The sequence below is a fragment of the Rhizobium sp. BR 317 genome, from assembly GCF_047445835.1.
GTDB lineage: Bacteria > Pseudomonadota > Alphaproteobacteria > Rhizobiales > Rhizobiaceae > Rhizobium > Rhizobium paranaense.
Genome location: NZ_JARWLB010000061.1, coordinates 1 through 3,750, shown reverse-complemented (window position 1 = coordinate 3,750; position 3,750 = coordinate 1). Strand labels below are relative to the sequence as shown.

The 3,750-nt window shown below is 58.3% G+C and carries 4 protein-coding genes; 3 read left to right on the top strand and 1 reads right to left on the bottom strand.

Annotated features, from left to right (window positions below; all coding sequences use genetic code 11):
• The first annotated feature begins 285 nt into the window (after positions 1-285).
• Positions 286-975, top strand: a complete 690-nt coding sequence (locus QD357_RS31405) for a GntR family transcriptional regulator (protein ID WP_414125879.1) — start codon at positions 286-288, stop codon at positions 973-975.
• 108 nt (positions 976-1,083) lie between these two features.
• A complete protein-coding gene (locus QD357_RS31400; RefSeq protein ID WP_414125878.1) occupies positions 1,084-2,316 on the top strand; it encodes an alpha/beta fold hydrolase in 1,233 nt (410 codons plus the stop codon).
• 375 nt (positions 2,317-2,691) lie between these two features.
• Here QD357_RS31400 and QD357_RS31395 read toward each other — a convergent pair whose 3' ends face one another.
• Complete coding sequence (locus QD357_RS31395; protein WP_414125877.1) at positions 2,692-3,459, bottom strand: SDR family oxidoreductase; 768 nt, start codon at positions 3,457-3,459, stop codon at positions 2,692-2,694.
• Between the two features lie 129 nt (positions 3,460-3,588).
• Here QD357_RS31395 and QD357_RS31390 point away from each other — a divergent pair.
• On the top strand, positions 3,589-3,750 hold a 162-nt coding region (locus QD357_RS31390; protein WP_414125880.1), incomplete at its 3' end, for a flavin reductase.

Sequence of the window (3,750 nt, the reverse complement as noted above, 5' to 3'; positions counted from 1 at the left end):
TATTGGAGGGATACCGAACTCTCCGTGAGCTTTCAGGACCGTCCGGAGTACTCGTTCCAGGCCACGATCCCGCAGTCCTGACGAGTTTCCCATCGCTGTCACCGGATCTCGCATTTGCAAAGGTTCTACGGTAATGGGGACGCATGGAATGTCCGGTAAGAGGCCAGGCTTGGGTGTTCTTCGTTTTCGTCAGACAATCGGGTTGTCTCATCGGGATAACCCACCATATAGTACCATGACTTGCGCGGCCGGTTCCGGCCTTGGTAAAACGGACTTTTGGATCCTATGGGTGATATGGATTTACAGATTGCACGGCAGAGTGCCACTTTGCGCACTCAGGTAGAGGATAAACTGCGGCAGGCGATATCCAGCGGCCGTTTCAAGCCGGGTCAGCGCCTCGTTGAGCGAGAACTCTGCGAGTCGATCGGTGTCGGACGAACATCAATCCGCGAGGCGMTTCGACAACTCGAGGCCGAGGGCCTCATTACCAGCTATCCGCACCGCGGCCCCGTCGTCAGCACTATCACTTACGAAGAAGCCGCTCAGCTTTACAGCGTCAGGGCTTTGCTCGAGAGCTATGCTGGAAAGGAATTCGCTGAAAACGGAACCGCCCAGGATATTCACACACTCAATGAGGCGGTTGCTGAGTTTGCGGAAGCCGCGGCAAACGGCGCCGGTAGCAGGCTCATCAAGGCGAAAACCGCGTTTTACGACTGCCTGATGCAAGGGAGCGGAAACGTCTTCGTCAAGCAAATGCTGACATCGCTCCACAATCGGGTGACGCTCCTGCGCATGACGTCGATGACGCAGCCGGGGCGCTTGAACCACAGTGTGGAAGAGATAAAGGAGATCGCTGCGGCCATTACCGACCGAAACGGACCGAAAGCCGCCGCAGCCTGCAAGTACCACATCGATATGGCGGCTAAGGTCGCGTTGGACTACCTGCGTAAAACCTCTGAAAACCACGGCGATTGAAGAAGCGGCATTAGCCGGTATTGACAGATTGTCTGATAATCTGCTTATTCGAAGTCATGGCGCTGCCGACGCGTGCGGCCTGGCGCTCGCTCGAACAGGGAGGTTGCYTTGGCCATTTTTAATGAATTGCGGTCCCGCATGTCGGAGGCCCTTGGGGATCAGGAATTGCCCCGGCTCACTCCGKACCTGACGATAAAGATCGCCTTCTACGTCGGCGATCAGGTGATCGCCCTCGATTTCGCTGAAGGCGGCGCGGAGATCTCGGGGGAAAGCAGTGACCCCCAGGTGACAGTGAGGGCCACCACGGACGCCTGGGATCAGGTTCTGATGACGCCGCCGCCGGCGACCTTTCACTCCTTCACGGCGTTGCAGCTTGCAAACCCTCTCTTCGAGATCGCGGGCTCACCGCTCGACCTCGCGAAAGCACGCCCGGCTCTCGAACGGGTGTTCGAGCTCGTCGTCACGTCCCCCGAGATGACAGCGGAGCGTGCGCAACGCGACCTGCGTCAAATTCGGGGGCGGTATGCCGTCGTCAATATCGATGACGTCCCCCATGAAATATATTACGAAGAAGCAGGTGAGGGGGTGCCGGTCCTGTTTCTTCACACCGCCGGAGCAGATAGCCGCMAATTCATGCCTCAGCTCGCGGACACCGAGCTTGCGAAAAGCTACAGGCTGATCGCGGTTGACCTACCATTCCACGGTCGGTCCATGCCGCCGCTGACGTGGGACGGAGCACCCTACAAGCTCACGGCATCGATCTACCTGAAATGGTGCACGGCCATTCTCGAACAGGTGGTTCGCGAAAAGGCGATTGTCGCGGGTGGGTCCATGGGCGCGGCAATGTCGCTGGTTCTCGCGGCGGAACGGCCGGAGCATATCCTCGGGATCGTGGCGATCGAGCCACCTTTCCGCTCCAAGGGAAGGAGGAACCCATACCAGCACAACGTAAACGTACACGGCTCACTTCATAACTCGGCATATGTCAGAGGGATCATGAGCCCACTGAGCCCCGCAGGGGAGCGCAGGAGGTCAAGCTGGATCTATTCGCAGGGAGCGCCCGGAGTTTACCCAGGGGATCTTTCCTTCTACAGCGACGAGTTCGACGGAGCAGTGACAGCTCCCCGTATTGACCCATCACGCACCCCGGTGGCGCTGCTCTCGGGCGACTATGACTACTCAGCCACGCCGGCCGACGGTGCCAAGCTCGCCGAACTTATTCCKGGATGCCTCCACCTCGTTATGGGCGGACTAGGTCACTTTCCAATGTGCGAACACCMGAACTTCTTCCGGAGCTATCTTGTCAAAGGGCTCGATTTCGTACGGCACGCCGCTCGCTGAGCGGTTGGATTGACTCTCGTCRCCCGGTGCAGCCGCCGGGCGATCGCATGCGAAAGCGGGCGGGCGMATACCGAGGCTTTGCAATTGGCGTCCCGGCGATGACACGGCCGGCATCGCAGGCGGCATCCCTCACGCGCTCCCGAGAAGTTCCGGTGTGGATTGAGAAAATTCCCGCGATATCTGGGGGAAGGATCAGGCGCGGCGATGYGCCTATAAAGCGCCGTAGCGACGTCTMATCGCAGGGTCTTGATCACGCAGCTTTGCGCGTGATCTCTATCTTTTCCCACTGCGGGTCTCTGTGTTTCCGACACGTAGTACCACAGCAAAAATGCCTCCCGTGGTMAAGAAGGAGGCACCCGCCAGCACCTATGTGCTTCAGCGCACCAAGTGGTTACCGATCGACGATCCTCCGTCGACTGTGAKAATGCTTMCGGTCGCAAACCGCGAGCGGTCCGAAGCGAGAAAGAGCATCGCCTCGGCGATCTCTTCCGGGTTGCCCATCCGGTGCAAGGCTGCACGGGCGTTGAAGTCTTCCCGCAAGGCTTGTGGGTCCGCCGCTTCCGCAAAAATCTTGGTGAAATAGGGCGAGTCGATCGTCCCGGGGGCGACAGCGTTGACGCGGATCCCGTCTTTTGCGTGGTCCAGTGCCATGGCTCTCGTGAGTGCCGAGATCGCGCCTTTCGACGCCACGTAGGCCGTGCGGTTGGCGATGGCTGACACGGCGGTGTATGAGGTCGTGTTAATAATCGATCCGTTGCCCTGTTCCGCCATAATCGGAACCACGTATTTCGAGCAGAGGAAGATCCCCTTCACGTTCACCGCCATGATCCGGTYCCAGTCGGATTCGGCGATGRTGGTGACGTTTCCCGTCATTCCGAACCCCGCGTTGTTGACGAGAACGTCAATACGCCCCCATTTTTCCTTAACTGACCTGACCAACGCCTCGACTTCGGCGGAGGAAGACACATCGGCTTTTAATGCGATCGCATCCGTCCCAATTTCTCGGGCGACGTCTCGTGCTGCATCGATGTTGACGTCGACGACGCCAACCTTAGCGCCCTGGCGCGCAAACAGTTCAGCTGTTGCGCGCCCGATCCCGCTGCCAGCCCCGGTCACCACACAGACTTTCGATTCTAGATCCATAATCGTCTCCTCTTTCATTGCCCAAGAAAACATTTTCGCAGACAATCTGTCAATGACCAACAAAACGTGTTGACAGATTGTCTGCCAATCTGCTTATCTTAGGTCACGAATGACTTGGGGGAGGTAACGATGGCTGGTGCTGAAATAGCAGCGCAAGCGGCGTTCAAGACTGCTTTACGCCGGTTCACATCAACAATTTGCCTGATCACKACGGAATGGGAAGGTGCCCGTTACGGCATGGCTGCAACCGCCGTCCAGTCAGTGACGGCTGACCCTCCGACCCTCCTGGTT